The organism is Mesonia sp. K4-1 (genome assembly GCF_008017825.1).
GTDB lineage: Bacteria > Bacteroidota > Bacteroidia > Flavobacteriales > Flavobacteriaceae > Mesonia.
Genome location: NZ_VRLS01000057.1, coordinates 1 through 26,668, shown reverse-complemented (window position 1 = coordinate 26,668; position 26,668 = coordinate 1). Strand labels below are relative to the sequence as shown.

Genomic DNA, 26,668 nt, shown 5'->3' with positions numbered 1-26,668 from the left:
TAATTTAATCTTTATGATTCATGTACAATAAACTCTCCCTTTTCAGTTACTTCTCCGGTTTTTCCATCTATATGAAGGAGCCATTCGCCACGTTTCTCTGAACTTGTATATACTACTTCCCAATAAGGTTTGTCGGTATCAAAATTTCGAACTCCCAATCCTCTTTGGCTTATTTTCATATATTTTATGTTTGCTTCATATTTTTCTTTCATTAATTTCAAAACCTGTTCAATAGAAAACGGGTACTTCTCATCGTAATCTGTTACTTTTTCTATATTTCCGTCTTCATCGTAGAGATAAAGCTTTCCAATTACAACATCATACCCAGATGAAAAGATAAATTCCCCCATGCTTCTACCCTTGGTTATATTCCCCACATATTTATCATATTGAGCTTTTAGAGAACCATCTGGATAAAAAGTATATATCTGGACAATTGGAGAGTCAATAGTGTATATTCTTTTACTTATTCGGGTTGGAGTCCAAGATATGGTAGTTGTTTTTCCTGTTTTATAGTTTTCTTCATAGTAGTCTAGATTGGATACTCTTCCATCAGGAAAATATGTTTTGTTCTCCACAACTACTTTTTTTTCAGAGTTTTCTATTCTCTTTGCCTTTAATAAGGCGTTGACATCTATTTTTTCCATGACCTGATTATTTTTTTTATTTATGTATTTCTTTGTAATGGCAGGAGCACATTGTGCTAATAGTATAGCCATAGTAAAGCAGGAAACAATGTATAATACTTTATTGCTCATAGCTTATCTTATTATTTTTCTTATAGATTCCATTTTGATATGTGGATATGCTTACACGCCTGTTAGGGCTTGTATTAGGATAGTAGTAATCCATTATATTATCAGTAATATATTGCTTAAAAACATAGTTGTTTTTAGCATTAAAAGTATGATCTAACCCTACTACATGCAGTAGTTCATGTGCGGTTGTTTCTCTTATTAGACCATTTATGATTGTAGTACCATCTTCAAATACACACACTACGGCCATATCTCTTCTTTGAGGGTCAGCAGCACCACCAACTACATTACCATTAGGTTTTATGTCGCTAAAGCCAAAAAAGAAAGCTTTTACATAATCATCATATTCTGGCAAATAGTTAACGTTAGGATCATTCTTTAGTCGATTAAAAATTTCAAGGTGGAAATCATTACCATTACCGTAATGAAAATTCCCTGAATTTACATAATTATTCAAAAAGGTATTACCAGCAGAATCTGTTAAATTGAGATTTAAGCTTGTAATTTGTATGACATCTGTAAGTCCTTGATTAAAAAAAGCTGTTGTCATATCTTCAAGCGCTTCCGCTATAGATGAATTTGGAATTCCTGTTTCTCCACTATTAAAAAGGTTCGACTCTACATTTATAAATAAGATTTTCACTTCCCTTCTTAATGATTTAGTATTTGCTTTTACAAGCATTTCCCCTGCTAAATTCTCATTGCCATTTTCAGTGGCTAAAACCTGTATTTTTTTATCTTCTTTAAACTCTTTTAATGCTTTAATTCTAAGCTCAATATCATTTGTTCCCGTTGATTTATCATTGATTTCTAGGCAAGTGTATCTTTGATGATCGATAATATCAGGTATCAGTGTAGTGTCTGATAACGGTATTGAGTTAATATCAAAGTGATCTTTTTCAAAACGAATCTTCAAGCTACTTGGGCTGCTATCAATGTATATTTTGAGGTTTAAAAAGCGTTCTGTTAAGCATTTATCTATTTGATTGGAAGTTTGTTTTGGAAATGGAGTTGGAATCCCATTCGTGCTTAATGAAGGGTAAAGGGATAGATAGGAGCTTCCATATTGAGAATACGTATCTAATAAATTATAGTTGGTCGATAATTTAGCATAGGAAGGGTAAATTCTATGAAGTGCCTGCCATTCGGTTTTTTCTCTTAGAAAATTATCATTAGGCGAAGGGTCAGTGGGAACTTTTTTAGGTGGATTGGAGTTGTCATAATAATGACCTAAAATATTAAAATACTTTCTGTCATCTGTATTGTCTCCATTAAGCCCTGAATCTTTTACCCTTATCCAATCGAAACCATATTCCCCTGTCCAATTTGTCAATGGTCTAAAATGGGCAGAAATTTTTGCAAACGTTTTATACAGGTCTTGAAATTCACTATACCCCGGAGAGAAAAAGAAAAACCCATCAATTGTATACATATCAACGGTATTTGCACTTGACGGATACTTAACCTCTATATTTCCTGATGTATTTTCATATTTTAACCCCAACTTAAATTTTCTAAAGTCTAAACTACTTGATATTGAAATTTCTTCCAAATGAAAGAATATTTTTGAAATCCCTATAGGTATATGTGGAGGAGAAGGAAGTGGATCAGGAACTGTAAGGCTATCATAGATTAACTTATTATATTCTTCTTCCAAAATTCCTAATTGAAAAAAGGACTGTTTTAATAAATGATTTTTTGTGTTTACTAAAGTTAGTGTATTAACAACTCCTGAGTCATCTAATTCTCCTTTATATATTTCAAAATGGGGAGTTCCATATAAGTCTAAAAAATAACTCTTTTTAATGTCTCTTTTATATTCAGATGTAATCTTGCTCATTATAAATTGTGATTCTGTTTCTGTAAGATCTACAGTTTCTGAAATATACAATCTTCGTTCTTTTACTAGAGATGAATTATTTTTTCCTTTATCAAAAACTACTTTGGTATTTATAATGGAGTTCTTAAACCTATTAATTGTATTCAGGTTTAAGGCTCTTTTCTGGATATATCCTGTCCAATAACCAAATTTGTCAGATGTATTTTGGGGAAGAGCTAAAACACTTTCAATATTAACTAAACCAAAAAGATCATCATAATATGGTATCTCTGGATTGTCCTCAATACTAAAATATGTAATTACAATCATATTCGACACAGATGACTGTTCTGTTGACGATATATCTGAACTAATGAAACTTTGAGAAAAAGTTCGAGACACAAAGCTTTCTTCCGGATTCTCTTTATCTTTTTGATACCAATTAGACATTAACACGTGTGTGATTTGATGTCTATCTAATTGGGTAACATTTGGGTCAGGGGTATAAGCCAATTTAACATCTATTTTATTTATTGCCGTATTTACATCTTGTGTAAATTTTTTTATAAGAATTGGCCAACTTTCAAAGGAATAAGGTAGATAATTAGAACTAGGATTGGGGCTAGAATCCTCTAACTCAAAATGCACATTGTTTGTTGGATAAGTTCCGTAAAAATTAAGAGACCGTCCTCTTTCAGCTTGAATATAAAGATATAGTCTATTCGCTGTTTGATACTTGCTTACTAAAACGGGATAGATATATTCAGTGTTTGTTATAGTATTAGCATTATATAAAGAAATCTTCCCGCAATCTATATGTGAACCCCAAAAAGCTGCGGCGTCAATAAATTGATGTATATATTCTCTATATCTTTTTTGTTTAATGGCTCCTGTAATAGTAGAAACATCGAAAACATGTTCAGGTTTGCGGGCATATCCTAAATCCAACTTAAACAATTGCTCTTCATAATCTAATTCATAATCACCATAATCCAAAATAATATCAAGTCCAATTTTATTTGTAAAATTCCCTATGAGTTCTCCTTTAAAACATTTAGGAATATTGTAAAGATTAAAGTCTACTGTCCCTCCTCCGAAAAAAACATAACTCAGTAATTCATCATCAGGTATGCCCAAATCATAACCTATAAATTTAGCATCTAAATTTGAAGGTAAAGGCTCGCCTAATGCTTCTGCTAAATCATTACTTGCTTTCCAAACTCTTTTTATAAACTCCGGAGAGTTAGCTGTTTGTGGTGCTACATCAAAACCCACAATAAGGTCGTTTATATCAACTCCCCTATAAATAAAATACTTGATTTTAAATGGTGAGTATGAAGCGGTAGGTTTTAATATTAAATTTACCTTATTACTATCTCCATCACACGGTTGAATTAAAATATGCCCGTCACATATTGCAAAAACTTTTGAATTGGAAGAAGCTCTAATAAAAGAGGTTGTTCTATATTGGCTTATTTCATTGCCCTCTACCGGCCCGTAAGCATCCGTAGATATATTCGCAGGGATTGGTTCAGAGAGATTGGCGTGGTCTACAAAAAAATGTGAGTTAGGTTCATATTTATTAGTGGCCATATTTTATATTTTTAAATTAAAAGTAAGCTTGTTTCAAGACCTGATTACAGTTCTTTCTTTTGTATTTATCATCTAGACTCAACTACCAATTTCAGGTGAAAAAACATGCTTGATTTTTATAAAAGGAACAAGAAAAATACCTTAAAATCCTAAATGAAATCAATACCTTTTTTAGGAGTCGACCAAAAAAAGAAAATCAATACAGAGAATCCGTATTTGATTAAATTAATTTTTAAATGGAGTAAAAAACTGGGAACACCATATTCATTCCAATTTAGATAAGGATAATTAAAGCCCTATACAATTATAATAAAATAAATTAAAATATATTTCTTAATAAGTTGATTTAACAACAATAAATTGTTAAAAATATTAAGTAATTAATAATAGTTCAACAAGATAGAACTGTTGTTATGTAGAAGCTCAATAAAAATTGATCTTATTTCAATTATTATTCTTCATCATAACAGATCGGAGCGATAAATTTACCCTCAAGGTTATTTTCCCCGTCTGAGCTGCTTACTCGAATCAAGGTGCATTCGTTTGGCTATCGTGGAAAAGGATTTTAAGAAAAATTGGATTCAATGGCTTTCAGTAAGGCTGCTCAGATGCCCATATATCGAAGCCAAACAGGAACATGAAAATCAATGCAGTGTACAGGAAGAGCCTTTTAGCATAGGATTTATTCTTGAAAATTATAATCCTGATTTTTTAGATTGTAGGTTAAGATATTTAAATGAAAATGAAATAGATACTGATAGTTATAACGCATTAACTAAAAGGTGCTTTTACCATCAAGTTATTTTATTGGATATTACGCACGCATTATATGGATTTGATGTGCTTTTTAATGGAGGGGTAGACAGTTTACCGGATATTTATTATTAAAATGCTTTTGGAATTGATAATTCTTTAGATTTTGCCAGTTTTATTGGCGATATTGCGTCTGCTTTAGTAGAGATTTACAATAAATATGTTAACAATCCTACCAGCACAGAGCTTGATGACCAATACAGTCGGAAGTTTGGATCAGCCGATCAATATGGAGATATAAATTCTTTTGGCTTAAAAGCCGCTTATGATGAAGTGACCTCATCTAATCCTATGCTGGATTAGTTGATGTTTTTGAACCCTATTACGGAAGCCAAATACTAAATGATAAAACAACACATTATACCAAAAGGTTTACCAGATTTGCAATGGAATGGGATTTGATTGATTACGCTGGCAATTGGAAAGGTAGTAACTCTTCATTTTATCAGGATTTTATAGACCGAACTATAGCAATTTCGCCTTTCCTATATTTTTCTGGGTTTTATTTAGTAAAAAAAATTATTAAGCCCTATGCTTCAAGAATATTCATCGAACTACATAATAACCGCTCATCTACTATTATTCCAATATCTCAGGCGCCGACTTATTCAGCTCAAGATGCGCAATATTTGGTAGATAAATTTCTGCAATTTATCTATAGCGGGTATCAAAATGAATAAATCAATTACTTGTATGGAAAGAAAACTCTTTAAAATCAGTTTGATATCGTTTTTTATTACTTATGTTATACCTCTATGGTTAGCGGTTTTAGTATCTCCTCAAACAGCTCGTGATCTTCGTGGTCCGTGGCCTGAATACGCTAATCCTATATATTATAATATTATTATCCAAATTGCGGTTTTGTTTTTTTATATTTTCAGTAAAAAAGTAAAGGATAAAGGGAATTTATGGTTATATTTTTGGTTCATAACAAATATCATTATTGCTGGTTTTTCAATCTGGTTTGCATATGAGTTATCTCTTAATACTAAGGGGAGTTTATTAAATAACAACATTTAATTCATATGATTTTCAATGGAGTGCGATTTGATTGATTATGCAGGTAATTGGAAAGGTAACAATTCCTCCTTTTATCAGGATTTTATAGATCGTGTATTAGCTATTTCAACATTCCTATATTTTACTTCGAATACTGAAAGTAAATACCGAATAGGTGCAGAATTACTTATTAATCTTTCTGATACTTTTTTAGATATTTCGGATGTCCCCAACTACTCTGCTCCAGATGTTAAATATCTAACTAATAAATTTTTACAATTTGTACATACAGGATATCAAAATGAATAGATTTAATAAAATTAACAAAAAAATATTTTTTATTAGCATGACTTCACTAATTCTTTTTATAGTCCTTCCGTTCATAGTGAATATAGTTGGGCCAGGAAAAAATGCATTAATTAATATTTCTATGTCAAAAGAAAATTTTATATCTTCAATTTTAATATATATAAATGGTATTATACAATTTACACTTTTTTTTTATTTCTCCTTTTCACGTTCGAAAATTAAAATAACATTTTCAGATATTTTGATATGCCTTTGGTTATTTGGAATAGTTATATTTTCTTTATTTACAGTTTATTTATCTATCACTTTCCAGCCGGGATTACGGGGTCTATAAGGAATTTTTATTTATAGATTTCTGAGGTGCTTTGTAAAGTTATTTGTAAGTATCAGGATAAAACTGTTTACACAAAAATAGTAATTAATTTTTCACTCTAAAAGATTTAACAAATATATGGAATGGGATTTGAATGATTACGCGGACAATTGGAAAGGTAGCAATTCTTCCTATTATCAGGATTTTATAGATCGTACTATAGAAATTTCGCCTTTCTTATATTTTGCAGGATTTTATATAAAATATAAAGCTGTTAAGCCTTATGCTGCAACAATTTTTATGGAACTTAAGAATAATCTTTCATTTACTGTTATTCCAACTTCGCTTTCTCCAAATTATACAACTGGAGATGCGCAATATTTGGTGGATAAATTTCTACAGTTTATAGAAACCGGTTTTCAAAACGAATAAATTTAGCCCACCATGGAAAAAAAACTTTTTAAAATTAGTTTGGTATCTTTTCTTATTACCTACATTCTCCCTTTTCTGTTGGCTATGATATTTCCTTATATAGACTATATATTTAATTCTGATTTTCTAACTCAATCTTTGTCTGGAACTTTCCCTGAATATACTAATCCGATATATTATAATTTTTTAATTCAATTAGGTGCCTTTGTATGGTATATTTTTCTTGTTGTGAAAGTTAAAAAAGACGGTAAGATAAGATTATTTTTATGGTATTTATTTAATATAATTTTAGCGATTTTAACCATATGGTTTGCATATGAGTTATCTCACAATACTAAGGGCAGTTTGTTAAACAACAACATTTGACTCATAAGGTTTCTATTGGAATCGGATTTGATTAATAATGCAGGAAAATGGAAAGGAAGCAATTATTCCCATTATCAGGATTTTATAGATCTTGTATCTGTAAGCTTTAAAACTAACTGTTTAAAAGTGTAAAAAATATCAACTTTAAGTAGTAATTAGGAGAAAAAGTAAATTCAATCCATAGCATAGTTAAGGTATTAAAACAAAATAAAATTTTCAATAATGATATATGTATTACAATATAAAAAAAGGACAGCTTTAGGCTATCCTTTTTTTATTGATCTTATTTCAATTCTTATCCTTCATCAGAACAGATTGGAGCGGTAAATTTACCCTCAAGGTTATTTTCCCCGTCTGAGCTGCTTACTCGAATTTTGGCCTCAATTTCGGTATCGGTAATAGAAATTATCTCGTAATCGATACCACTACCTACGCTAATAAAGTCTTCAGAATTTGGATCACTAAAGTTTACAAATACATCAGAGGTAGTACCTTCAGAACGAGGTCCTGAAATCGTAATAGTATAAGCATCGGAGAATTGATTGGTTTCACAATCCACATCTTCACTACTTAAAAATACGGTAATGCGCTCTTCCCCAAAACCTTCGGTAAGATCTGCACTACTGCCGTTAGCAGTAAAAGGTTCACCAAACAGTTCTCCACTAGCTAGTGTGTCTGGAATTTCTGAACCACCATTGTTGTTTCCAGAATCATCATCTGAACTACAGCTTGCAAATACAAGTGCAAGCAATAAAAAATTTAAATACATTAATCGTTTCATCATTGTCTTTTTTTAAAGTTATTTTTTATTTGTCTTCTTTTAATTAGTTGAAGATCAATGGTCGCAAATATAATTAAATAAGCATTATTATAGCAGTTTTATTTGTTTTTTATAAAAAATTAATGTATATGATAATCGATACCTTAAAGAAAAAATCTATAAACATTCACTTCTAATAATTTATTGGGGTTTAAAACTTGTTATGGGATCTCGAATATGACCACTAAATTAATATAGGTCAATAAAAAAATGATATATTACTAAAAAAATAGATTTTCATGACTAAGATCCTTGACCGCATTTTTCGTTCCCCATTTACAAAATTTATAATCTCAATTACCATTTTTATTTTAGTAGTATGGACGCTCAAGGATTGGTTTAACGAAAAGATTACTGCTAATCTCACGGTGGATATTACATCATTTGATAACCTAACTTTTTGGCTTTCAGGGGGTCTTGCTCTGGTAGGATTTCTGTTTATATTTTATAAAATAATTCTCAAGTTATACAACCCTTCTTCATTTTTAATGAGATTATTAGGCTTTACAGTAGTGGTTTATTTGCTTTTGAGATTTACTTCGTATAGAAATGGTTGGTTCTTTATAGATTTTGGAGATACAGGTTTAAAGTATGTAGATCTTCTTGGTCTATTGCTTGTATGGTTTTTTATTGGATTTTTAGATGGCTTACTTTGGAGAAAATATGGTATTCCTAAAATCAACTATGAAATTACCCCCTTTACGGCAGACGACCCTATTCTTAATTTAGAAGACGATCAACTAGGTTATAAAGATAGAGCTAAGTCTATTATTGAGCTGCTAAGTCAATCTAACTTTAAAAAGTCTTTTACCATCGGTATTGTTGGTCCTTGGGGGAACGGTAAGTCTAGTTTGATAGAACTAATGGAACGACAGATTGAAGAAGAACCTCTGCAGCAGACTTTACATCTTAAATTTTTACCGTATTTAAACCATAGTGAGTCTGAAATAATTTCTGAATTCTTTACACAATTAAGTGGAGAGATTAGCAATTACAATGGAGAACTTGCAGATTTTATCGTGGAGTATTCTGATAAACTTTTAAAATTATATAAGAACAAAAATATCAAAGAATTTTTTGCGCGTAGAGTTTCAAGAGAATATTCAGAAAATACCTCAATTGGAACTTATCGCAAGATCAATCGGGTATTGGAAAAGCTCAATAAGAGATTTATTGTTTTTATTGACGATCTCGATAGATTATCTAGCAAAGAGGTGTTACAAGTATTAAAGTTGGTACGCAATACTGCAAATTTTAGAAATTTTATATTTGTAATTGCTTTAGACAAGGACTATGTACTCAATACTTTAGTGAGCAATAATGATATTTCCGACCATACGTTCGTGGACAAATTTTTCCAGTTAGAAGTATATCTACCTGAAATAGATAAACTTCAACTCAAAGAAGATTTTATTACCCAACTTGAAAATTCTGGACTTCAAGGTAAAACTGAATTCATTGAGTCAGTAAGTAAATCTATTTACCAGACAAATAATCTTTTTGACGATTACATCTCAAACCATCGTGGTGCTAAACGATTGGTAAATCAGTTAGTGTTTGATTATGAAATGCTACCTGATGAACTTGATACAAATGACTTTTTAAACTTTACATATCTTAAAATGTCATTCCCATCAGCAATAAAGTTTTTAAATAATAACTGGCAGGAAATTCTTCCTTACAATCCAGATTCTAAACTTAGAGAGTTAGAAGACTCAGGTGATGGCAGCGACGATCTGGATAAGGATTTATTCAAATTAATACATAGAACAAGGTTGTTTTCAGGTAATAGTAGATTCAACCCGAAATTGAATGATTACAGGATCACATCCGAACTGAAGAAAGAAGAAACTTCTTTGAAAAGCAGTACGCTATCAAATCATCAAAATGATCTACTAGGCAAGACATTGATTGTGTTATTCGGAAAAGAGAATAAAAATCCAAAACATACTTCTATTAAATTCGGTAATAACCTTCGAAAATTATTACAGCAGAAAATTACAGCAAATGACCTTACAAATTTAGAATTTCAATCTATTATTAATGAGGGTGATAGTTTTGAATCATTAAGGAGAGCTGTAGACGCGGGTAAAGTAGAAGACATAATAGACAGGATTACATTTTATTCCCCTGAGAATAGTGATGAAATTAAAAATATTATCAGTTTACTATTATATATTTTTAATGATGCTGAAACAATGGGCGCGCACTCTATACACGTGTTGCAAATTTTAAGTGATTTTATTAAGAGCGTCGTATCAGAAAATAATGAAGACAATAAGAACGAGAATTTATGGAAATTTATAAAAACTGAATTTTTAGATGAAGATTACAAATCTTTCAAAAAGTTGGAATTTCTTACATTTCTGAGCGAAAATAGAATTAGATTGGACTTTACGGAATGGGGCATATTGGAAGAGGATTTGAAAGAACTCTCTTTAGTTATTTATAAATCGTTTCTTGATGAAAAAAACGGGCAATTATGGGAAATAACAGACTACACTTTTTACCACGCATATCACAAAGTAAGCAAGTTCCATAACGCTGAAAATATTAATCCGCTGGTCATTGATTTTTGGGAAAATAATGATATTAAGATCCTTTGCGCTCAAATGGTTGAAAATGAAACATGGACTATTAGAATGCTTAAAACATCTGACCATGCAGCAACAATTTTTGAGTCAAAACAGAAGTATAAAGATTTTGTCTTTGATAAATTAAGAGATGTTACAGATGCAGGTTTGATTGAATATAAGAAGTTTCTCAATTTAGAATCTTTTACAAAATTTTACACTTATATTAGGTTTGATTTTTTACACTTTAAAGAAATAAAACAGAAATTAGAAGCTATTAAAACAAATAACCGTCTTTCTCGTGATGAGTATGTGAACATAGTAGAGATTTATGTGCAATCGTTTGAAGAAGAAATTTACAAATCCACTTTTACAAATGTTACAGTAAATAAATTTCCAAGTCTTGTAAGCAATAACTACTATGAAAATGATGGAGAATACTTTACTAAAATAAGGGTGACTACCACTGACATTCATAATACAGTACCGAATCTTTTAAAACATTATCGAGATACTATTCAAAATAGTAAAGATTATACGTTAAATTTAAAGAAAAAAGAAATACTAAGAGATGAGGAAACGGTATTGAAGGTCTTATCTGTTCAGCCTAATGATTATAGCGAATAAATAGTACTTGTATTTCTTACCAGGTTAAATAAAATATTGTTATCATAAAACCACACAGCCCATTCCCCTACATTCCGCAGAAAAAACTTCATTTCGGGAAAAGCACTTCGTTACGGAGGTCTTGGACACAATTTGAAAGACTACGATTTCCATTGCGCTGAACCTGCCAGAAAAATGGCAGAATCGCTTCATTCCAATCTACATTTTTCAAATTAAGTCCGCGTTAAACCCTACGGAAAAGGGAAATAAATTTTCATAACCCACTCAGCACATTCCCCTACATTCCACGCTCGCCTGCTGAAAAAGCAGGCAACCACTACACTTCGGGAAAAGAGCTTCACTACATTTCTCTTGGACACAATCCCCAATTTCAGCTTTCCATTCCGTTAAACCTTCCCGTTCCGAAACTTCGGGGCTGGGAAGGAACACTTCATTCCAGAGCCAAAATCGTGAATCAAGTCCGCTTTTTTAATCGGAAAGCCATCGGCTTGATTTTCTTGACAGGATTTTCGGCTCGGACTTCTTGAGCCCTCACTCGAAAATCCCTAAAAACCAAACCGCTGTCTTACACATTTTAAGGGGTTTATAATGGATAAAGCTTTTGTTGTTTTTCGGGGCGTCGAAAAATAGGCACGACATAACCAATTCTAATGTAAACACAGCTACTTATCTCGCTTAACTGTCGGTACGCTCAAACGCAACTGCGTTTAAAAGAATTGCTAATGCCCTTATGGAACTTGTCAAGACTATACAAGTTTTAGTGAAAAATAAGGTTTCTACTTCCTTGAAATCCGCCGAAAAGGCGGATTTACTACGTCGCAAACACACCTGATTTATTCCCGAAAAGTCTTGACAAAACCCACTTTATCCATTGTGCGGTGCACAGAAGAAAAGAACAAACACCCCTTAAAATTTAATCTGTTTTAAATGTATAGGGGAAATATAAATCACTTAAATATTTTATTATGAGTACTATTAGAAATCACGTACAATTGATTGGAAACGTTGGTCAAGAGCCAACCATTACGAACCTTGAAAGCGGTAAGAAAGTAGCCCGCTTCTCACTTGCTACAAATGAGTATTACAAAGACAGCAAAGGCGAAAAGCAAACGGACACCAACTGGCACACCGTAGTAGCTTGGAGCAAGACTGCTGAAATCGTTGAGAAATTTGTCGAAAAAGGCAAAGAAGTTGGAATATCGGGAAAACTTAAAACCCGAAGTTATACAACCGATAATGATGAACAACGCTACGTTACAGAAGTTGTAGCCGATGAAATCCTATTACTTGGAAGCAAGGGCGATAAGTAATCTTCAAAAAGAAAGAGGGCGTTCCTCTCGAAAGTTGCGTCCTCTTTTTCATTATTCACACATTTAAATATATGCACAATGAAATCGAAGATTCACGATTTCCATTAAAAAAATAGAAACGATGAGTAAAGCACAAGTTAACGAAATAAAAGAGCGATTGCAATATTTTACGGGAACAGAAATGTTCTATTCTTTACCGCTCATACGAACAAGATTTACAGACGGATTAAAATATCTTTCTACCGTAGCAGAATGTTTTTGGCTCATTACGGACACGTCCGTAATTGCAAAAAGTCTGATGAACCGAAACGAATTTATCACAATAGACTTTAAAAGATTGCCCAAAAGAAAACAGGATTATTCTGGTTACGAAGCCGAAATAATTTACAGCGATGGTAACGACAATATCTTAGAAAAACACGGGTATCGAGCGACAGATTTCCCACTCGATGAACTGCGGTTGTTTTTTGTAAATGACACGCTGATGTTACCAAATGAATATTGAAAATCGGAAGTTATGATATATCTAAATTTTACCGATTTGAGTGAGGAAACCCAAGAGCGATTAATTGCCAATTCCAAAGAAGAAGTAAAAGAAAAGTATGGCAAGGATATAATGGATTATGCCACAAAGCATAATGCCAATTTGGACAAGATGTTGGATGAAGAAGCATTACGGAATTTATATTCCTATACCTATGTTTTCAACATATAATTTTTATTCTTAATAAAAAAAGCACCTTTAAAAACTTAGAGGTGCTTTTTGTATATAATTAATTTATAGTCAAGAAAAAAAGTATCTTTATTTCGCTGAAATTTAGCATTCAAAATTACGTAGGGTTATCCCTTTTTCGACCTTCAACGATAATCTGGCACATAGAAAATTAACATATCGTAAAATCATTTTTCCTGAAAATGGCAATCGTCTTTTAGCTGGATTGTATGAATTTTTGTCACGCGCAAGCGTGACGAAAAGGAATAGCAAGAGGGTAACACGCTACGCGATGTTTCGGATTCCTTTTTGTTTTCAAGTGTCTGATTATCAGTAATTTGAATAATTTATAATCTTTTGACAATCAACGATTTGCGACAAACGGGCTGTAAAGACCCATTTTTAGGGAAGATTTTGTGACAAATTGGCGAAATATGGACTTATTTACTAGTATTAAAGAAGAGAGTATTATCTATGCTTATCTTTAATTAACTTTACCGTAAGGGGAGAGATGGAATGCATTGTAACCTCTATCATTAATTCGACTATTTCTTGTGTCTTCGATCTTATGTGTCTATGAGTTTAGTATGAACTTCTAATCTTTTTGTATAGAAGAAATGACATCTTGTCGACTGTAATATTCTCATTCAATTTCTGAAATTTTAATCGTTTTACTTCTCATAAACTGAAAAATGGTTTCTTGTTTGAATTCTAAACTAATACCTTTTAAAATGTCTAACCTCTGCTGTTTCAGAGATAAATTTTTAGAAAAATTTTTACAATAACCTGAAGACTATCTCAAAATTAGACCACTTCTTATGTTACTAATTCTACCTGTTGATTTAATATGATAATTAACTCAATAGATCTAGAATTATTTTTATTCAAAGCTTCAGTATTAATGAATAACCGAAATACTATCTTGACTCTCTAACTATTTTACAAATTAAATCAATAAGCATCTCGTGTTAATTATTCAAACCTGATATCTCCTCTCACTTTTAAAAAAGAGAGAGCCCACGCGTTGCAGATGGGAGATCCCACTTAGTGAGTGTGATGATCACCTCACCTTACGGGTGAGCAAGCACCCTCCATAAATTCTTAGCAGACAATTACTTCAATCCCTGCTTTGTTGGCTTTATATTCTATTTTAGTCAATAACTTGCCGTAACTCCAATTACGGAAGACAAATCCTTCTTCCTTGGCGATCCCTATTTTATCTTCTTGATGCATCAGCATCAAGGTTCCTGCTTGGTGCTGAATGCAAAAATCAATCAGCCTACGGCTATATACATGCAAACGCTGGCGGATGTAGTTTTTTTCCTTTTGACGGAACCTATCTACGGCTTTCAGCTTGCGTTTTCGCCCTTTGCCCGATTTGCTGTAAGTAGCCCCCAACTGAGCCCGTTTGCGGGCGGCCTGTATCGCCAATCTACGGTATAAAAACTCTTCTTTATTACCAATTTGGTGTCGGACTTTCCCCACCTTCACCACGATGGGGTATTCCAAGGATAGGGAAACTTCGGCGATCACTCCGGGGTTTAACTTATGCGCTTCTTTTTCCAGTTCAAATACCGCCAACCAAAACGTCTTCCCGTCTTTCAATTGCAGGTGCGAGGTACACAATTTGAGTTCTCCCTGACTTACCCGCTGCAGTAACCGCCACTTATCGCTATAATCCCGACCTAAATAAGTTTTTAAGGGGATTTTAAACAGGCGAAAGCAAAAAACTTTCTTTTCGGGGTCGTACTCCAGCTTACTCATCCCTTCGGTGGTAAAGGGGAAGGGCATATCCTTTTTAAAATTCATCAGGGAAGACTCACCCCGCCAGTAGGTGTCTTGGTTCTTTTTAAAAGTGCTGTACAAGCTTGCTTTTAAGCAAGAAATAATATTGGTGGGCATCTCGCCCTTAAAGCGTTTGGACGTCACTTGGTAGATGGTATTCATCCGGGAGGTTTGTAAAATCCCCGCTTCGTCTTTTTGTTCATCCGCCAGTTTATATTGAATCCCCTCCGATAAATAGAAAAAATCTTTGATCATCTCCTGTACATACAAGTGAGACACCATTAAATTGGCGGTTCTATACGCACGGTCCTGCCATCCATAAAGTTTCCCCAAGGCTTCTTTGCGTTCTTCTGCCGTAGGCAAGTCGATGACCACCTGTATTTTTCGCGTGAGTTTCATCGTCTTCTTTTTCATCTTAAGCAGATTCTAGTGATTGCTCGGCTTGTTGCTGCATCAACGTATAAGCCACTGTAAAGGCTTGGTGCACTTCTTTTTGCGATAGGTTGAGCTGTTGGGCTATATCTGCAAACGACAACTCCTGTTCGCAACGCAGTTGAAAGATTTCAGATTGCGCTGGGGTCATTCCGCCTTGTATTTTAAGCGGACGAATACGGTCATTATTTTCTATGGAATGGCCTTGGTGTACGATCTTCTTTAAGGTTTCAATACTGCGTTTTACCTCATTGGCCGTTTCGGTGATTCCTTTTCCCATCACCTCGGCTATGGCTTTGTATTGAAAGCCATAGGTCAAGCAAAGTTCTATTAAACGCTGCCGCTCCGCCCCTAAAAAGGGCAGTACCTGTTGCACCTGTTCAAAAGCTTTTTGTATCGTCTCTTGCTTCTGCAAATGCTGGTCTTCCTCAGCGGCAGGATCGTGCCCCAGCATATAATCTTCATAGTTCCCGTAAAAACTTAAGCGGTTGATGGAGCGGTTAAACTTATTTTTGGGTCGACAGTAATAATAGGTGCATTCCCGTTTCATGACATAGCGCAGGAAAAAGAAGATATGCTCTGGTGTTTCTATGGTCTCTCGCTTTTTCCAAAGGGTTAGAAAACTTTCCTGTACCAATGTATTAATCACAAACTCATCCCGAATCAATTGCTTACCCAGCCAAAAAAGCATGCGGTCGTACCTTTTATACAGATGTTCTAAAGCTATAGGGTCGCTTTGCTTTAATTGCGTGTAGTGTGATAGTTGCATAAGGTTTTGTGTTTTAATGCGCATTTTTTAGCTTTTTAAGGTAGAAATAAGGTTATGAAATGGAATAATATATTAATAAACTAAAAAATTAAAATTTAATAATCAGGAAAATTTGTTCTTAAAATCGGAATAAATGTACATATAAAAAGACAAAATAACAACTATAAGTTTAGATTATCGGAAAACTTTAACTTAAAGCCTAACTTTATGTATTGAAAACGAGATAAATTGATGACAGAATTAGGACTCTACTTTGCTAAAAAATCTATTAATAGATCAGATGTTTCTCGTAAAACAGGAATTAGTAAAACTCGTTTGAGTGAATTGGCGAATAATCCAAACACTCAATTAAGAGTAAGAGAGTTATATCTCATAGCCTTAGCTATTGATGAAGAGCCTGGTTTCCTTTTTAGACAAGTTTGTAAGAATATAGAGTTGCCAAAAGAATAAATAAAATTTTAGATTTTACAGTTTCTCCTAATTATTTTTATTCGACAATCAAATTATAAAAAAAGTTTGTTTTTAAAAATTAATCCTAAAGAGTTTTTTGATTTTATTTTTCCCCAATGAGAATTCAACAAATAAAACTTATAGGGAGTAGGGAGGTTTTATTTGTTTATGGATAACCGTAAAATTTATAGCTGTGTAAGATTTAATTTTACAATCAGAGTTGAAGAGGTTAACAGTAAGAGCGGACTTGTATGTGGGGTAAAACTCCTGCTAATTTGATTTTTACAATCTTATAAAATTGGAAAAAGTATGTAAGAATAATAGCTGTAACAATAACTTATAATTCAAAAATAACAAAGAATGGATAAAGTACATGACCCAAGAGAGTTCATAAGGGGAATACAACAGATTCTTATTAATAATACTATTAGAATAGGTTTTTTATTTGGTGCAGGTACTTCGATGGCCGCTCCTTTGACTAATAAGACAGGAGAGTTAATAAAGGACAAGAAAAACAGGGTGAAACCATTAATCCCTGGAGTTTGGGCTATGACAGATGCCATTATTAAAGGCATTACTCAATACAAGTTTAAAAGGGCATTGGTAACTATTAGGTCTGAATTGAAAGAAAACAACTCAGATTTTATGCTTGAAAATATCATTTCTTCTATCGACCAAAAATTAAAAGTGATAGGTAAAGATACTCTCTGTGGACTTAATAAAGATGGGTTGAAAGATCTGAGGGAACTTTTTCAGAAAGAAATACGCTCTTTGGTTTCTGTACATAATAACACTGATATAAATATTGAGAAGTCTTCTAAACTTCATTCTGATTTTGCTAGATGGGTGAATAACGCTTCTAGAAAAAATGCTGTCGAGGTTTTTACTACAAATTATGACTACCTATTTGAATTAGGGTTTGAGTCTAAAAAGTTGCCTTATTTTGATGGATTTGTTGGTGGATACAAGCCCTTCTTTGACCCAGTAAGTGTCGAGAACGATTATTTGATACCCAAATGGACTAGATTATGGAAATTGCACGGTTCACTAGGCTGGGGTTATGATGACAAAGAAGAAAGAATTATCCGGAGTAGAGAAATTAGTGATGACGGAATTGTAATCTACCCTTCTTTGTTAAAATATGACGATTCAAGGAAACAACCATATTCAAGTTACATAGAACGGCTTTCGTCATTTATAAAAAAGGATGATGGCGTGTTATTTATTTGTGGGTATTCATTCGGAGACGAACATATTAATGATACCATTATAAATGCTTTAGCGCAATCAAAATCAACTACTGTAATTGCATTGGTTTTCGACAAATTCCTCGATAAAGATTCTACGGCAATAAAAGTCGGAAGGAATTCCAATAAATTCATGATTTGTGGAAACAAATCTGCTTTAATTGGAGGAGTTTTTGGTAAATGGGCTCTTAAACGAGAGCCAGCTAAAGATGATTTTGAATTCATTGATCAATTTTTTGATCGTGATGCTCCTTTACCGGAAGCTAATAAAGGTCAAGGTGATGAAAAAGAACTTTCGACTGGTGAGTTAAAACTTGTTGATTTCAATAAACTAATTGAGTTCCTTGTAGATCTTTCTTATCCAAATGATGGAAAATATGAGTGATCAGTTACATACAATAATTGGACAGGTTAAAAGTGTAAATGGAAGTCGTTTATCGATCAAGTTATCTGATGATTTCAAATCGTCTATGCCAATCATTAATGGAATTATATATAGGATCGGCCAGATTGGTTCTTTTGTGAGAATACCTCTTGGGTATGCCCATTTGTATGGAATCGTAACTCAAGCTGGTGCTGATGCAATTCCTGAAAAATTGATAGGGAAGGATTCCTTTGGGGACATTCAACAAGGTTCACGTTGGATGTCTGTTGTATTAATTGGAGAAAGAGTGAGAAATAGATTTGAAAGAGGAGTTATTCAATACCCTACTCCTGACGATGAGGTTCACCTTGTAACAATAGATGACCTTAAGATAATCTATAGTGAAATTGATAGTGAAAGTTCCCTCACAGTGGGTCAAATAAGTGCATCGGAAAGTTTACCAGCCCATATTGACCTAAATAAATTCTTATCCCGACATAGTGCTATAGTAGGTAGCACAGGAAGTGGAAAATCTAATGCAGTTTCAATAATTTTAGATGCAATCGCCTCAAATAAAAAATTTAAATCTTCCAGAGTTCTATTAATTGATCCCCATGGAGAATATAATGAAACTTTAAAATCTCATAGTAAAGTTTTTAAAATTGGCGCTGACAAAAAAAATAATGAATGTGAGCTTAAGATACCATTCTGGGCACTTCCTTATAATGAACTTTTTTCCGTTTTTCCTGGTGCATTGAAAGAAACTGCTTCTGATTCAATAAGAGTTAATATTCAAAAAAGAAAAATAGAATCAGCACAATACTTAATTAAACCTCCTCTAGAACACTCTATAAATGCGGACAGTCCTATTCCTTTTAGTATAAATAAACTTTGGTATGATTTAGATGATTTTGAGAAGCAAGTATTCAATAAAATCGGTACAGGTGCTAATACTAAGTTGGAGATGGCTGATAGGATAGAACTGGGAGAACCAGAAAGTCTTATACCTAGTAAGCATCATCCGCCAGCAGCAGGAGGAGGTAATCCAAATATTAATAGAGGAGCTATGGGAATTTTAACCTATTTAAACGGGATTAGAAATAGAATTCTTGATGATAGATATGGTTTTTTATTTGATTTAGGGGATTATCAACCTGATATTGATGGCAAAGTAACAAAAGATTTAGATTCATTATTGTCAGATTGGTTAAATCATGATAGCCCAATAACAATTTTAGATTTATCAGGCGTGCCATCAGAAATCATGACATCTATTTCCGGTACTATTTTGAAGATTATATATGATTCATTGTTTTGGGGACAAGAATTAAATGTTGGAGGAAGAAGACAACCAATTCTGTTAACCTTGGAAGAGGCACACAGTTATCTTAAAGCAGGCGAAGATTCTATTTCATCCCGTATAGTGCAAACAATTGCTAAGGAGGGAAGAAAGTATGGCGTTGGTTTACTTTTAATAACTCAAAGACCATCAGAATTAGATGAAACCGTTTTAAGCCAGTTAGGTTCTTTAATTGCTCTTAGAATGACTAATTCAAAGGATCGTGGACACGTGGGAAGTGTTATGCCAGATGACCTTAATGATTTAGTGTCAATTCTACCAAGTCTTAGAACTGGAGAAGGACTAGTAATGGGGGAAGCTGTGAAAATACCATCTAGAGTTAAATTTGATAAAATTCCATTTGCACCAAAAAGTAGCGATCCATTAGTGTCCGAAAGTTGGGTCAAGGAAAAACCTGATTCAAAGGAATATGAAGAATTGATGTTAAGATGGAGAAATAGAAAACTAAAGTGATTTATTAATTAAAATAAGTAAATATGGAAAAAGAATATGTTCAATCGTCAAATGTTGAAGCAGTAGGACACGATGAGAATACAGAAACTCTTAGAGTTTGGTTTTTAAATGGTTCGGTATATGATTACACTGGGGTTGGTCAAATGGAGTATGAAGCTTTAAGAGATGCACCTTCCGTAGGGTCATATCTACATCAAAACATTAAAGGACAATATCCATATGAAAAAGTAGGCTAATGACATTATCCTTAAACCAAAAACTTAAGCGAGTAGAAATATCTAGTTTTGAACTAGATAATGAAATTGTATTTAACTACTTCGATAATCTTCCTGCTGCAGAGCGAGATGAAAAGTTAATCCGATCTATTTATATAGGCGTTTTGGCTTTAATGGAAGATCGTATTTCAGCCTTTTTATCAAAAACAAGCAATGAATTAGGAACTGAACTTGAGAGTTTAAAAATGATCTTCGAAATGAAGAAAGAGCTTTTTTATAAGTCTTCTATTAAAGGCGCTTTAGCAGAAGATGAAATTGCCGAATATTTAAACGAATATTTTAAATCGAAAGGGCTAAAGGATGTAGCACTACTTTCAGGTAACTCGCGTGGCGCCTTACCTAAAAATAAAACAGGGGATATTATTTGTCAAGTAAATGGAGAATCAGATTTAAAAATTACGATTGAATGTAAGTTTGACAAAAGCGTGAAACTTGGGGAAATTGATAGTAAAAATATATTCACTCGCAGAACAGATACAGCTTGGAGTCAATTAATCGAATCTGATGCTAATAGAAATTCAAAGGTGAGTCTAATTGTCTTTGATATTTCACTAGTCGACAATTCCGTATTAAAATATACTGAAAATGTAGGGTATATTCCCGAAATTGGTTTTATAGCCATTATTGATTCACAAAAAGGCGATTACAAAAATCTTGTTATAGCCTATATGCTAGCTCGAGATATTGCAATCAATGCAAAAGAGGTGGAATTGGACAAGGATATTTTATCCGTACTGATCACGCGAATAATAAAAGATATTCAGGAAATTACCGCTATTAAAAACTTGGTGAATAAGAATATTGATAATAATAAAGAAATACTGAAACAAATTGAGAAATCTATTTTGCTAATGGAGTTTAATCAAAAGTATTTAACCCAGTTTCTTAAAACCGGTAGTTTGACAAAAAAGGACTTACTAAATTTTTATATGGGGGAAAATGTAAAAGAAAATTATCGCATTATCGAAAAAGAAATCAATGAGCTTTAAAGTTAATCGTTAATTTGGAGTAAAACCTATATTGTAAAAACTCCTCGATTCATTTTTAACCCTAAAAAAAGTATATGAGAATGAAACCAATTGTAATTAAGGAAATATTAAAGAACTTAAAAAGATTAGAGAGATGAAGATATTACACCTAACAGATTTTCATTTTGATGGTAATGGAAAGTATAAAGAAAACGAAATACGGTTAGTTGAAGCTTTAATCAAAAGTCTTAAACCTTATAAAAGTAATTTAGACTTCATTTTTTTTACGGGTGATTTAGTATGGCAAGGAAATAAGATTGAAGATTTTTATAAAACAAAGGAATTATTATTGGATAAATTATCTTTAGAGCTTAATGTTGAAAAAACCTCAATTTTTATATGCCCAGGAAATCATGATGTATATCGTCATCAGGAACTTGAAGCAATAACAGATTCTTTAGAAAAGGTTATAAGTATTGAAGAACTTGATGATATGGTTCTTAAAAATAATGGAAGAACACTAAAAGCAAGTTTAGAAAATCTAAATAATTATTTTAATTTTCAGTCAGATTACTATCAAAAACATATTGAGGAAAAAAATGACAAACTTATTGAGAATTTATATACTTCTCATAAGAGAATTGTTGATGGAAAAAATGTAGGGATTACTACCATTAATTCAGCTTGGAGATCTAATGATTCAGAAACGGATAGTGGAAATTTAATGTTTCCAATCACTTATCTAAAAGAGGCAATAAGAGAAATTAAAAATTGTGATATTAAGATTTTAATGCTTCATCATCCTTTGCACGATTTTAAACATTGGAATCAATTTGCATTAGAAGATATTATATATAAGGATTATGACTTAATGTTTTCGGGACATGTGCATAACAATAGAGATTCAATTCATATAACTTCAGGGATAGGGATTTATCATTGTACGTCAGCTGCTACTTTAAGCTCAAAAAATGATTCGATGGGCTATTCTATAATTGACCTTAACCAAGAGTCTTTTGAATTAAATATTACTAATACCATCTACAATAAGAATGAAGAACAATTTTATTTTGGAAAAGCCAAGATAGTACAAATCCCATTAGACGAAGAAAAGCGAGATCAAAATAAACTAAGAAAAACTATAAGAAAACGTTTCGAAAGTCTTTCTAATGAAGCCAACAAGTTATTTCTTTCATATAAAGAAATAAAAGAAGAGAATGATTTCCTTAATTTGTTTACGCCACCAATCATTAGACTAAATTCTCAAACAAATCCAAAACCTAAGAATAAAACTAAATTTAATATAGAAAATATAATTTCTAATTTAAATGAGAATCAAGTGATTTTTGGAAAAGATAAAAGTGGTAAATCAGCGATTGTATATAAAATTGCTTTAGATATTTTAAGAGATTTTAATGAATTACAGATGCTTCCATTACTAATTGATTGTAATGTTTATATAAAAAAAGAAAGTGAAATAGATGTTGTCGATTTATTGAAAAATTTTTATGAAATCAATCGAAAGACTGCAAACGAATTATCAGAAAAATATCACATAAAAATCTTATTAGATAATTTTAAAGAAAATGAATCTATTATTCTAAATCCAATAGAAAATTATATAAAAGCTAATAAAAACTCTTCAATAATAGCTTTAGGTAATGAAACTTTATTTGTCTCTTTTACTGGTGGCTTAATTGGTGATATAGATTTCGTGAGTAGGTATATCCATGATATAACTCGAGTAGAAATTAGATTGTTAGCTGATAAATGGCCTAATATCTCTCCCAATAAGAGAGAAAAAGTTATCGAAAAAATTCATACTGTTTTTAGTCAGCTGAATATACCCTCTAATTATTGGACGGTATCTTTATTCATTTGGATTTTTGAGAAAAATATTGATGCTAACTTAGGGAATAACTTTCAATTGATCGAGTTATACATAGATAGTCTGTTAGATAAAGATAATTTTATATTGTCTAATAAATACAAAATTGATTTTGATGATTTAAAAGATTTTTTAGCTTCTCTTGCTCATGAATTAATTACAAATTACCATAAGAGTAGTTATTTAATGAAATACTCCAATTTTATCAAATTTATTGAAGAATACAAATTTGATAATAAAAGGTTTGTTATAAATACAAAAGACTTAGCTGATTTACTTATCGAAAAAGGGATAGTGAAATCAATAGATAGTGATAAATATACATTTAGGCTCAATGGTGTTTTTGAATATTTTGTAGGTCATTATATGGCTTATGATGAAAACTTTAGAAATAAAGCAATTCGAGACGACCATTTTTATTTATCCTTTAAAAATGAATTTGAAGTATGTGCGGGACTAATTCCTCAAAATCATGAGTTCGTAGAAAAAATTTATAATAAAACAGTGTTAATATTTGAAGGTACTAATAAAATCTTAGAAAATAACACTATTGATAATTTGCTAATTAGTAAAGTAGCAAATACGTTTAACCTTAGTAGTGGAGTAAGCAAGATATTGAAAGAAACTATAACTGACTCTTTAAAGCCTGAGCAGCAAGATTCAATACTTGAAAGTATATCGCCTTCCGTTCAAAGAATTTCAGATGTTAAACAAAAAAAATTCTATCTTGAAATCAGTAATGATTCTGATGATCTAGAGAATGCACTTTATATTTTGGGAAGAGTATTTAGAAACTCTAAGTTGAAAAGAAATGACGCATTCAATGAAAAACTATTTGATTTTATATTAGATTCAACTTGTACTTTTTCTCTTTCACTAATTGAAGAGATCGGCTCACAGAATGTTACAGAGATGGGTGATGATATTTCTGAAGAAAACCTTATCAAATTATTAACTCAATTTCTTCCAATCGTGGCTCAGACCTTTTTTTACGATATGAGTATACAAAGTAATCTTGAAGTGATTTTAATAGAAAAAATTGAGGAGTTAAAAAAATTTAAAAAAGGAAATGAGCTTAAACTTCTTATCCTTTATTTTTCATTAGTTGATTTAGACTTAAAAGAACATTTTAGATATCTAGAAGATATAATTGATGAAATTAATATTCCTATTTTGAAGCAAACAACAGTATTCAAAATGTATTTATATCTGAGTTTTAAATGTAACGGAAATAAATATTTAAAAGAGAAGATTGAAAAACTTATAAAAAAGCAAGAATTAAAAATAGATAACAACCAAAGGATTGGTGCAATTGAGCAACGAATACAAAGTGTTAATAAGACAAATAGAAATTACTAAACTTATATCTTAAAACTAAAGAATATATAAATGGGGGCAGATAAGCTTAAAAAAATCAAAGAGTACCATGATTTATATATAAAAGAAATATAAAAAATTTTATATCCATAAACATTAATCCAATCAATATATGTCTGAAGAACAAAAGAAAGCACTCGAAAAACAATTATGGGCTATTGCCAATTTGTTACGCGGGAAAATGGATGCCGATGATTACCGTAACTATATTTTAGGATTTATTTTCTTTAAGTATTTATCGGAAAAACTGCATCTTTATGCTAATGATATTCTGGCGCCCGATCAACTAAAGTACCAAGATATCGATGAGCATTCAGAGAACGGAAAACTCTATATTGAAGCGGTTAAAAAAGCCTGTATTAAGAATTTAGGGTATTTTTTAAAACCTTCGGAGTTGTTTATCAGTATCGCTAGCAAAGGTTTTAATTTAACGGAAGTAGAAACCAACGATAACGACGAGGCTACACAGTTTTTTATTATTGAAGATTTAGAACGTATTCTCAACAATATTGAGCAGAGTACCATGGGCACCGATAGTGAAGATGATTTTGTACGTTTGTTTGAAGACTTAGATTTAACGTCTTCTAAATTGGGAAGAACACTCAAAGCTAAAAATGAACTGATTGCAAAAATACTGGCGCATCTGAATCAGATTGATTTTCAATTGGAAGATTTGGAAAGTGATGTATTAGGCGATGCCTATGAATACCTAATCGGACAGTTTGCCGAAAGCGGAGGAAAAAAGGCAGGGGAATTTTATACGCCTCAGGAAGTTTCGACCATTTTAGCGAAGATCGTTACCTCTCGTAAAAAACGCATTAAATCGGTATATGACCCTACTTGTGGTTCGGGTTCATTATTATTACGAGTGGCCAAAGAAGTAGAAGATGTGGGTTATTTTTATGGGCAAGAGTTGAACAGAACTACCTATAACTTAGCCCGAATGAATATGATTTTGCACGATGTGCATTTTTCAAAATTTGACTTAAAGCAAGAAGATACTTTAGAAGAACCGCAACACTTGGACGTACAAGCGGAAGCCATCGTTGCCAATCCGCCGTTTTCGGCAAATTGGAGTGCGAAAGGCATATTTTCAAGTGATGATCGTTTTAGTCAGTATGGGAAATTAGCCCCAAAAAGCAAAGCCGATTTTGCCTTTGTTCAACATATGATTCATCATTTGGATGAAAGCGGGATTATGGCAACCGTGTTACCACACGGCGTGTTGTTTAGGGGAGCTGCCGAAGGGCATATCCGTAAATACTTAATCGAAGACCGTAATTATATCGATGCCATTATTGGATTACCGGCGAATATCTTTTTTGGTACAAGTATTCCTACTTGTATTCTGGTCATCAAAAAATGTCGTGAAGTAGATGAAGATGTGTTGTTTATTGATGCGAGTAAAGAATTTGAAAAACAGGGTAATAAAAACCGTTTGCTCCCGGAACATATTGATAAAATTACCGATTGCTATACCAGTCGGGAGGAAATTGAAAAATTCAGTTACCGAGCAAGATTGGAAGAAATCAAGGAAAATGATTATAACCTGAATATTCCACGTTATGTTGATACGTTCGAGGAAGAAGAACCAGTTGATATTGACTTGGTGATGAAGGAAATTAAAATCTTGGAAGCCGAACGAGCAGAACTGGACAAAGAAATTGAAGGCTATTTTCAAGAATTGGGGCTTGCATTTTAAGTCCGAAAATCCTTAAGGTAATTTTAAAAAGTAACGGAATAATCAAGATGAAAAAAAGTAGCAAAAATACACCTAATGTCCCCAATTTAAGATTCCCGGGTTTTGAGAGTGAGTGGAAAGAAATTCGATTAGGAGACATTTCTAGTTTTATTTC

22 protein-coding genes are annotated in these 26,668 nt (G+C 32.4%); 17 read left to right on the top strand and 5 right to left on the bottom strand.

Annotation, left to right across the window (positions count from 1 at the left end; genetic code table 11):
* Positions 1–11: 11 nt before the first annotated feature.
* Both FT986_RS10290 and FT986_RS10285 read right to left on the bottom strand, forming a co-directional pair.
* Complete coding sequence (locus FT986_RS10290) at positions 12–758, bottom strand: hypothetical protein (RefSeq protein ID WP_147864968.1); 747 nt, start codon at positions 756–758, stop codon at positions 12–14.
* Positions 748–4,170, bottom strand: a complete 3,423-nt coding sequence (locus FT986_RS10285; RefSeq protein WP_147864967.1) for a hypothetical protein — start codon at positions 4,168–4,170, stop codon at positions 748–750. The genes FT986_RS10290 and FT986_RS10285 overlap by 11 nt, the downstream gene beginning before the upstream one ends.
* Before the next feature lie 543 nt (positions 4,171–4,713).
* Between FT986_RS10285 and FT986_RS10280 the strand changes: the two genes are divergently transcribed.
* The 6 genes from FT986_RS10280 (at position 4,714) to FT986_RS10255 (ending at position 7,402) form a co-directional block, all read left to right on the top strand.
* The gene (locus FT986_RS10280; protein WP_147864966.1) at positions 4,714–5,058 is read left to right on the top strand and encodes a hypothetical protein; all 345 of its coding nucleotides are present in this window, start codon (positions 4,714–4,716) and stop codon (positions 5,056–5,058) included.
* 311 nt (positions 5,059–5,369) lie between these two features.
* Positions 5,370–5,663, top strand: a complete 294-nt coding sequence (locus FT986_RS10275) for a hypothetical protein (protein ID WP_147864965.1) — start codon at positions 5,370–5,372, stop codon at positions 5,661–5,663.
* A gap of 13 nt (positions 5,664–5,676) precedes the next feature.
* Positions 5,677–6,003 carry a hypothetical protein gene (locus tag FT986_RS10270; protein WP_147864964.1) on the top strand — a complete coding sequence of 109 codons (327 nt, stop codon included), beginning with the start codon at positions 5,677–5,679 and terminating at the stop codon, positions 6,001–6,003.
* A gap of 15 nt (positions 6,004–6,018) precedes the next feature.
* Positions 6,019–6,291, top strand: coding sequence for a hypothetical protein (locus tag FT986_RS10265; RefSeq protein WP_147864963.1), 273 nt, complete (start codon positions 6,019–6,021; stop codon positions 6,289–6,291).
* Between the two features lie 451 nt (positions 6,292–6,742).
* Entirely contained in the window at positions 6,743–7,036 is a 294-nt protein-coding gene (locus tag FT986_RS10260; RefSeq protein ID WP_147864962.1) for a hypothetical protein, read from the top strand.
* Positions 7,037–7,048: 12 nt separating this feature from the next.
* Entirely contained in the window at positions 7,049–7,402 is a 354-nt protein-coding gene (locus FT986_RS10255; protein ID WP_147864961.1) for a hypothetical protein, read from the top strand.
* A gap of 295 nt (positions 7,403–7,697) precedes the next feature.
* Here FT986_RS10255 and FT986_RS10250 read toward each other — a convergent pair whose 3' ends face one another.
* A complete protein-coding gene (locus FT986_RS10250; RefSeq protein ID WP_147864960.1) occupies positions 7,698–8,186 on the bottom strand; it encodes a hypothetical protein in 489 nt (162 codons plus the stop codon).
* A 275-nt stretch (positions 8,187–8,461) separates the two neighbouring features.
* On the opposite strand from FT986_RS10250, the gene FT986_RS10245 reads away from it, so the two are divergent.
* The 4 genes from FT986_RS10245 (at position 8,462) to FT986_RS10230 (ending at position 13,447) form a co-directional block, all read left to right on the top strand.
* Complete coding sequence (locus tag FT986_RS10245) at positions 8,462–11,422, top strand: P-loop NTPase fold protein (protein ID WP_147864959.1); 2,961 nt, start codon at positions 8,462–8,464, stop codon at positions 11,420–11,422.
* A gap of 965 nt (positions 11,423–12,387) precedes the next feature.
* Positions 12,388–12,732 carry a single-stranded DNA-binding protein gene (locus FT986_RS10240; protein WP_147864958.1) on the top strand — a complete coding sequence of 115 codons (345 nt, stop codon included), beginning with the start codon at positions 12,388–12,390 and terminating at the stop codon, positions 12,730–12,732.
* A gap of 121 nt (positions 12,733–12,853) precedes the next feature.
* A complete protein-coding gene (locus tag FT986_RS10235; RefSeq protein WP_147864957.1) occupies positions 12,854–13,237 on the top strand; it encodes a DUF6876 family protein in 384 nt (127 codons plus the stop codon).
* Positions 13,238–13,249: 12 nt separating this feature from the next.
* On the top strand, positions 13,250–13,447 hold the full coding sequence (locus FT986_RS10230) for a hypothetical protein (protein ID WP_147864956.1): 198 nt from the start codon (positions 13,250–13,252) through the stop codon (positions 13,445–13,447).
* Between the two features lie 1,098 nt (positions 13,448–14,545).
* On the opposite strand, the gene FT986_RS10225 is transcribed toward FT986_RS10230, so the two are convergent.
* On the bottom strand, positions 14,546–15,643 hold the full coding sequence (locus FT986_RS10225) for a transposase (RefSeq protein ID WP_147864955.1): 1,098 nt from the start codon (positions 15,641–15,643) through the stop codon (positions 14,546–14,548).
* Position 15,644: 1 nt separating this feature from the next.
* On the bottom strand, positions 15,645–16,454 hold the full coding sequence (locus FT986_RS10220; protein ID WP_255505945.1) for an RNA polymerase sigma factor: 810 nt from the start codon (positions 16,452–16,454) through the stop codon (positions 15,645–15,647).
* Between the two features lie 207 nt (positions 16,455–16,661).
* Here FT986_RS10220 and FT986_RS10215 point away from each other — a divergent pair, with 207 nt between their 5' ends.
* The 7 genes from FT986_RS10215 to FT986_RS10185 all read left to right on the top strand — a co-directional run bounded on the left by FT986_RS10215 (position 16,662) and on the right by FT986_RS10185 (position 26,514).
* Complete coding sequence (locus tag FT986_RS10215; protein ID WP_147864954.1) at positions 16,662–16,880, top strand: helix-turn-helix transcriptional regulator; 219 nt, start codon at positions 16,662–16,664, stop codon at positions 16,878–16,880.
* 360 nt (positions 16,881–17,240) lie between these two features.
* On the top strand, positions 17,241–18,512 hold the full coding sequence (locus tag FT986_RS10210; RefSeq protein WP_147864953.1) for an SIR2 family protein: 1,272 nt from the start codon (positions 17,241–17,243) through the stop codon (positions 18,510–18,512).
* Positions 18,505–20,304: an ATP-binding protein gene (locus tag FT986_RS10205; protein ID WP_147864952.1), complete on the top strand. Its 1,800-nt coding sequence runs from the start codon at positions 18,505–18,507 to the stop codon at positions 20,302–20,304. The genes FT986_RS10210 and FT986_RS10205 overlap by 8 nt, the downstream gene beginning before the upstream one ends.
* Positions 20,305–20,327: 23 nt before the next feature.
* The gene (locus FT986_RS10200) at positions 20,328–20,540 is read left to right on the top strand and encodes a KTSC domain-containing protein (protein ID WP_147864951.1); all 213 of its coding nucleotides are present in this window, start codon (positions 20,328–20,330) and stop codon (positions 20,538–20,540) included.
* Positions 20,540–21,568, top strand: a complete 1,029-nt coding sequence (locus FT986_RS10195; RefSeq protein ID WP_147864950.1) for a hypothetical protein — start codon at positions 20,540–20,542, stop codon at positions 21,566–21,568. The genes FT986_RS10200 and FT986_RS10195 overlap by 1 nt, the downstream gene beginning before the upstream one ends.
* Positions 21,569–21,701: 133 nt before the next feature.
* Complete coding sequence (locus tag FT986_RS10190) at positions 21,702–24,794, top strand: metallophosphoesterase (protein WP_147864949.1); 3,093 nt, start codon at positions 21,702–21,704, stop codon at positions 24,792–24,794.
* Between the two features lie 130 nt (positions 24,795–24,924).
* Positions 24,925–26,514 carry a type I restriction-modification system subunit M gene (locus FT986_RS10185; RefSeq protein ID WP_147864948.1) on the top strand — a complete coding sequence of 530 codons (1,590 nt, stop codon included), beginning with the start codon at positions 24,925–24,927 and terminating at the stop codon, positions 26,512–26,514.
* Positions 26,515–26,668 lie beyond the last annotated feature (154 nt).

Bases quoted from the DNA above. Each gene is read 5' to 3' on its own strand.
- FT986_RS10290 (WP_147864968.1), bottom strand. From the start codon at position 758: ATGAGCAATAAAGTATTATACATTGTTTCCTGCTTTACTATGGCTATA.
- FT986_RS10285 (WP_147864967.1), bottom strand. From the start codon at position 4,170: ATGGCCACTAATAAATATGAACCTAACTCACATTTTTTTGTAGACCAC.
- FT986_RS10275 (WP_147864965.1), top strand. From the start codon at position 5,370: ATGGAATGGGATTTGATTGATTACGCTGGCAATTGGAAAGGTAGTAAC.
- FT986_RS10270 (WP_147864964.1), top strand. From the start codon at position 5,677: ATGGAAAGAAAACTCTTTAAAATCAGTTTGATATCGTTTTTTATTACT.
- FT986_RS10265 (WP_147864963.1), top strand. From the start codon at position 6,019: ATGGAGTGCGATTTGATTGATTATGCAGGTAATTGGAAAGGTAACAAT.
- FT986_RS10260 (WP_147864962.1), top strand. From the start codon at position 6,743: ATGGAATGGGATTTGAATGATTACGCGGACAATTGGAAAGGTAGCAAT.
- FT986_RS10255 (WP_147864961.1), top strand. From the start codon at position 7,049: ATGGAAAAAAAACTTTTTAAAATTAGTTTGGTATCTTTTCTTATTACC.
- FT986_RS10250 (WP_147864960.1), bottom strand. From the start codon at position 8,186: ATGATGAAACGATTAATGTATTTAAATTTTTTATTGCTTGCACTTGTA.
- FT986_RS10245 (WP_147864959.1), top strand. From the start codon at position 8,462: ATGACTAAGATCCTTGACCGCATTTTTCGTTCCCCATTTACAAAATTT.
- FT986_RS10240 (WP_147864958.1), top strand. From the start codon at position 12,388: ATGAGTACTATTAGAAATCACGTACAATTGATTGGAAACGTTGGTCAA.
- FT986_RS10235 (WP_147864957.1), top strand. From the start codon at position 12,854: ATGAGTAAAGCACAAGTTAACGAAATAAAAGAGCGATTGCAATATTTT.
- FT986_RS10230 (WP_147864956.1), top strand. From the start codon at position 13,250: ATGATATATCTAAATTTTACCGATTTGAGTGAGGAAACCCAAGAGCGA.
- FT986_RS10225 (WP_147864955.1), bottom strand. From the start codon at position 15,643: ATGAAAAAGAAGACGATGAAACTCACGCGAAAAATACAGGTGGTCATC.
- FT986_RS10220 (WP_255505945.1), bottom strand. From the start codon at position 16,454: ATGCGCATTAAAACACAAAACCTTATGCAACTATCACACTACACGCAA.
- FT986_RS10215 (WP_147864954.1), top strand. From the start codon at position 16,662: ATGACAGAATTAGGACTCTACTTTGCTAAAAAATCTATTAATAGATCA.
- FT986_RS10210 (WP_147864953.1), top strand. From the start codon at position 17,241: ATGGATAAAGTACATGACCCAAGAGAGTTCATAAGGGGAATACAACAG.
- FT986_RS10205 (WP_147864952.1), top strand. From the start codon at position 18,505: ATGAGTGATCAGTTACATACAATAATTGGACAGGTTAAAAGTGTAAAT.
- FT986_RS10200 (WP_147864951.1), top strand. From the start codon at position 20,328: ATGGAAAAAGAATATGTTCAATCGTCAAATGTTGAAGCAGTAGGACAC.
- FT986_RS10195 (WP_147864950.1), top strand. From the start codon at position 20,540: ATGACATTATCCTTAAACCAAAAACTTAAGCGAGTAGAAATATCTAGT.
- FT986_RS10190 (WP_147864949.1), top strand. From the start codon at position 21,702: ATGAAGATATTACACCTAACAGATTTTCATTTTGATGGTAATGGAAAG.
- FT986_RS10185 (WP_147864948.1), top strand. From the start codon at position 24,925: ATGTCTGAAGAACAAAAGAAAGCACTCGAAAAACAATTATGGGCTATT.